The sequence below is a fragment of the uncultured Zoogloea sp. genome, from assembly GCF_937894855.1.
Taxonomy (GTDB): Bacteria; Pseudomonadota; Gammaproteobacteria; order Burkholderiales; family Rhodocyclaceae; genus Zoogloea; species Zoogloea oryzae.
Genome location: NZ_CALAYQ010000006.1, coordinates 1 through 4603 on the forward strand (window position 1 = coordinate 1; position 4603 = coordinate 4603).

The 4603-nt window shown below is 68.2% G+C and carries 5 protein-coding genes, 1 pseudogene and 1 riboswitch; of the genes and pseudogenes, 4 read left to right on the top strand and 2 right to left on the bottom strand.

Annotated elements, in window-relative coordinates; translation table 11 throughout:
- Together Q0672_RS00245 and Q0672_RS00250 are read left to right on the top strand one after the other, a co-directional pair.
- Positions 1 to 182, top strand: a pseudogene (locus Q0672_RS00245) (nitric-oxide reductase large subunit); the annotation flags it as partial.
- Positions 183 to 479: 297 nt separating this feature from the next.
- Positions 480 to 791: a hypothetical protein gene (locus tag Q0672_RS00250; protein ID WP_298618584.1), complete on the top strand. Its 312-nt coding sequence runs from the start codon at positions 480 to 482 to the stop codon at positions 789 to 791.
- A 4-nt stretch (positions 792 to 795) separates the two neighbouring features.
- On the opposite strand, the gene Q0672_RS00255 is transcribed toward Q0672_RS00250, so the two are convergent.
- Both Q0672_RS00255 and Q0672_RS00260 read right to left on the bottom strand, forming a co-directional pair.
- A complete protein-coding gene (locus Q0672_RS00255) occupies positions 796 to 2217 on the bottom strand; it encodes a bifunctional aminoglycoside phosphotransferase/ATP-binding protein (RefSeq protein WP_298618586.1) in 1422 nt (473 codons plus the stop codon).
- 33 nt (positions 2218 to 2250) lie between these two features.
- A complete protein-coding gene (locus Q0672_RS00260; protein ID WP_298618587.1) occupies positions 2251 to 3195 on the bottom strand; it encodes a DUF805 domain-containing protein in 945 nt (314 codons plus the stop codon).
- A 146-nt stretch (positions 3196 to 3341) separates the two neighbouring features.
- On the opposite strand from Q0672_RS00260, the gene Q0672_RS00265 reads away from it, so the two are divergent.
- Positions 3342 to 3587, top strand: a complete 246-nt coding sequence (locus tag Q0672_RS00265) for an oxidoreductase-like domain-containing protein (protein ID WP_298618589.1) — start codon at positions 3342 to 3344, stop codon at positions 3585 to 3587.
- Between the two features lie 9 nt (positions 3588 to 3596).
- A riboswitch (S-adenosyl-L-homocysteine riboswitch) is annotated at positions 3597 to 3677 on the top strand.
- A 61-nt stretch (positions 3678 to 3738) separates the two neighbouring features.
- On the top strand, positions 3739 to 4603 hold an 865-nt coding region (locus tag Q0672_RS00270), incomplete at its 3' end, for a homocysteine S-methyltransferase family protein (protein WP_298618591.1).

Consider the following 4603-nt stretch of genomic DNA (forward strand, 5'->3'; position numbering starts at 1 on the left):
GCATCCTGCAGGTCTGGCTGCAGCGCTACAGCGCCACGCCGATCCCGTTCATGGCCGCGCAGGACCAACTGGCCATCTTCTACTGGCTGCGTGAAGGCACCGGCGTGATGTTCCTGGTCGGCCTGCTGGTCTACATCGCCAGCTTCTTCGTGGGCGGCGAGACCAAGAGCCGCGCAGCCTAAGCTGTTTCAGGTGGTAAGTTGGTACGACGAGCCCGGCGCAAGCCGGGCTTTTCGTTTTTCAGGCGGTGGCAGATGCGTAAGCCATGCCCATTCCGGGTGCAATTGTCGTCACGGCATTGCGCTGGCTGCGTTGCTTGGGGTGGCGAAGTGCTTTCATGCACCTCGGTAGTGCAACGGCTACTTCGCGCGCCTCGATATGGGGCATTCCCGGCCTGTGGGTGCGTGTATTTTCGTGGTTTTCAGCCGGCACGGCATTTGCTCTTGATTTGTTAAAAACCTACATCAGAGAGCGCCGTCATGGAATCGGATTCCGTCATCCTCGGCCTGCTTGGCCGAATTCATGTGCTCATGCGTCGGGTGACCAACCGCATCACCGATGTGGAGTACATGCGTACCAACAAGGAATACGCCCGGGAGATCGTGCGGCTCGCCGGTGAAACCGGCCACGCCGAACTCATCGAGCTGTGCGACCGCCTGCGGGCGGCCATGGAGCTCGATCCGCCCCCGGAAAGCGATACCCCGGCCCGCGCCAGTCTGCTGGAGCGGCTGCGCGCCGGCCGGCCGGCGGCAACCCATCCGGTGGATCGCTACGTGGGTACCCTGCGCTAGCCAGTCACGCCGGCCCGACCGCCCGGGCCTGTTCGTCGGCGTCCAGCGGTTCCATCCAGCGAAGCTGCCGGTCGAGCACATCGACGGTGGCTTCCGACGCGTCTCCGTGGCGCGCCAGCAGGCGGCGGCGGAGTTCGCCAGCAGGTGCCGAGCAGGCCAGGATGCCCATCGGGGCACAGTGGGCGCTGGCGAGGGCGAGGAAGCGCGCCCGCTCGTCGCGCCGCAGGAAGGCCGCATCCACCACCACCGACCAGCCGGCGGACAGCAGCAGTCCGGCTGTGTCATGGAGCATGGCGTAGGTGCGCAGGGTGCTGTCCGGGGTGTAGATGCCGCCGGGCACGGCGCGGCTGTCGTCCAGGGGGCCGAGGCCGAACAGCCTTTTGCGCTCCACATCCGAGCGCAGGCGCAGGGTGGTGGCGCTTGCATCGGCGAGGAGCAGATCGGCACTGGCGGTGGTCTTGCCCGAGCCGGACACCCCGAAGGTGATGGTGAGCCGCGGTGGCGGCGGGGATGCGATCTCGCCGGCAAGGCGCAGATAGGCGTCCACGCCTTCGCGCTCGCCGCCCAGCCCGGCCACCTTGGCCCGCACCATCGCCCGATACACCGCATAGAAGCGCAGCACCTTCATGGCCTCGAAATCCCCCGAGACGGTCAGCCATTCGTTGAGCAGCCAGGTGGCCAGATCGGGGCGCTGGTGGTCGAGGAGGTCGATGTAGGTGAAGGCGATCTCGGAAGCCACGTCGATCCAGCGCAGGCTGTCGTTGAACTCGATGCAGTCGAAGGGCGTGATCCGGTCGTCCAGCAGCACCAGATTGCCCAGGTGCAGGTCGCCGTGGCATTCACGTACCCGGCCAGCCGCCTTGCGGGCGGCGAGGGTTGGGCGGATGCGCGCGAACTCGTCGCGGGTCCAGGCTTCGAGGGCGGCGAGGCGGTCGGCGTGCGCTGGCGCGAGCTCGATGAGCTCGGTGAAGTTCTCGATGGCCTGAGCGAACACCTGCGCTGGCTCGCCGAAGGGGCTCTCGGGGCCGGCCACCGCGGTGCGGGTGTGAAAGCGGTGCAGGGTGCTCGCCAGGGCCGACAGCTGGTCGAGCCGCAGGTGGCCGTGGGCGCACACGTGGTCGAGGCGCTGGGCTTCGGGGAAGCGGCGCATCCGCACGGCCCATTCCTCGCCGTCGTCGCTGTGGCCGATGGCCTCCGTGCCCAGGTATAGATCCGGCGCGAACTGCCGGTTGAGACGCAGCTCCGCCTCGCAGCAGCAGCGCCGGCGCGCGGCGTTGCCGTAATCGAGAAAGGGCAGGCTGATCGGCTTCTTGATCTTCCAGGCCAGCGCGCCGGCCAGCAGCAGCCACGAGATGTGGGTCTCGATCACCGTCGCGTCGTGGCGCGCCCGGAAGTCTTCCAGCCAGGGGGGCAGGGGGGCAGTCATGAGCGGATTATCGTCCCGTCAGGCCGATGTTGTTCAGCCGGCCGCCCGGCCCGGGGCGGACGGTGCAGCCCCGCGGGTGAACACGGCGCCCGCGTCGTCGCCCGGCAGCAGCGGCGAATCGGCCGGCGCGACGTGGGCGAGATAGCCGAGGCTGCCCAGGTATAGCGCCAGCGCCAGCAGGAAGGCCGGTAGGCTGGTGCGTCGGTGCGGGCCCCATTCGTTGGCATCCGCGCGGCCGGGCCAGAAGGCCAGCTTGAAGGTGAAATACAGCCCGAGCACAGGCACCAGCTGGGCCAGCCACACCCATCCACGCCAGTCCAGATCGTGGCTGCGGCGGATGAGGGCGCGGACCTTGAAGAACCCGCCGGCGACTCCGGCCAGCACGCACAGGGGCATGGAGCCGAGCGTGAAGAGCGCGATGAGGCCCAGGTTGATGGCGGTCAGACCCGCGAGGAAGCTCTGGAACATCAGGCCGCGACCGAAGCGCCCGTTGAGTCCGACGCCGAGGAAGTCGCTGGCAACCGGCACCGTCTTGTCCATCGCGCCCGGGGGCTGGGCGGCGTTGGCGCTCTTGGCCGCCTGGGCGGCCAGAAACCCCGGCATGTTGATCGAGCACGCCCGGCACACGGTGCGCAGGGGCTGGGTCTCGCCACAGGCCGGGCAGACCACCTGGGGCAGGCCCGAGGCGCTGCTGCGGGTGGTGTCATCGCGGGCAGCGCTGAGGCGCTTGTCCAGCATGTCGGGCGGCAGGGGCGGGTCGATGGCCACCTTCAGCCCGATCCCCTTCAGGCGCAGCTCGTAGCGCTGGGCCTCGACGGCGGAGAGGCCCTTGCGCAGGCGCACGCGCTGGCCCGAGAACACCTGACGGATGGTCTCGTGGGAGCAGCCGAGCAGGGTCTGGAGCTGCATGCGGGCGACGCTGCGGTCGTAGCCCGGCAGGGTTTCGCCAAAGAAGACGATGTTATGGACGGGTTCCAAGGTGCTTTCCCGATGGCGTGTCGGGCGGGATTCTACGGCCCCACCGGCTGTCGGGCAATGACGGGCAGATGAACGGGCGGCGGGCGGGCGCTTTCGTCGGCTGGCCGCCGGTGATATGTTCGCCCCCTTTTCTGCCCCAGCTGCCGATGAACGCCGCCGCCGACCCTTTTGATTTCCGGCCCGCCAGCCTGGCCGAGGCCGAAGCGCAGATCGCCGCCATCCGCGAGCGTCTGGCGGGGCGCGGGCTGGCCCACCGCAATCCACCACCGCCGCCCACCGCCTGCTGCGGCCGCGGCTGCAACGGCTGCGTGTGGGAGGGCTTCTACGCGGCCCTCGGCTGGTGGCGCGACGACGCCCGCGCACTGCTGGCGGATACGCCAAAACCCTTGTAAAATCCGCCGCTTGCCGAGGAGCGTTGCGACCTGCTGATGAAGCCATCCAGCAGGCCAGGCTCGGCAACCGATCAACGGCGCTCACAAACCTTGCCAGGTTTGTTGCGCCGTTTTTCTTTGCGCGCCCCGGCCGATTTTTTTAGGAACCGCCATGCAGCCCGACCGTACCGCCGAACTCCACAATCAACTGACCCACCGCATCCTGATCCTCGACGGGGCGATGGGCACGATGATCCAGCAGCACAAGCTGGGTGAAGCCGACTACCGGGGCACGCGTTTCGCCGAACACGGCAAGGATCTCAAGGGCAACAACGACCTGCTGGTGCTCACCCGGCCGGATGTGGTGGGCGGCATCCACCGGGCCTACCTCGAGGCCGGCGCCGACATCATCGAGACCTGCACCTTCAACGCCACGCGCATCTCCCAGGCCGAATACGGCCTGGCCGACGTGGCTTACGAACTCAACGTCGAGGGCGCCCGCCTGGTGCGCGAGCTGTGCGACGAGTTCACCGCCGCCAACCCGGCCAAGCCGCGCTACTGCGCTGGCGTGCTCGGCCCCACCTCGCGCACCCTGTCGATCTCGCCGGACGTGAACGATCCGGGCTTCCGCAACGTGAGCTTCGACGCGCTGGTGGACGACTACTACGACTCCGCCAAGGGGCTGCTGGAAGGCGGCGCCGACATCCTGCTGATCGAGACCATCTTCGACACCCTCAACGCCAAGGCCGCGGTGTTCGCAGTCGAAAAGCTGTTCGCGGATCTGGGCAAGCGCGTGCCGGTGATGATCTCCGGCACCATCACCGACGCCTCCGGCCGCACCCTGTCGGGCCAGACCGCCGAGGCTTTCTGGAATTCACTCTCCCACGCCCAGCCGATCAGCTTCGGCCTCAACTGCGCGCTGGGCGCGAAGGAACTCCGCCAGTACGTGGAGGAACTCTCCAACGTCTGCAACACCTTCGTCTCGGCCCACCCCAACGCCGGCCTGCCCAACCCGCTGTCGCCCACCGGCTACGACG

Coding starts and splice junctions, on each gene's coding strand:
- Q0672_RS00255 (WP_298618586.1), bottom strand. CDS start 2,217: ATGACTGCCCCCCTGCCCCCCTGGCTGGAAGACTTCCGGGCGCGCCAC.
- Q0672_RS00265 (WP_298618589.1), top strand. CDS start 3,342: ATGAACGCCGCCGCCGACCCTTTTGATTTCCGGCCCGCCAGCCTGGCC.
- Q0672_RS00250 (WP_298618584.1), top strand. CDS start 480: ATGGAATCGGATTCCGTCATCCTCGGCCTGCTTGGCCGAATTCATGTG.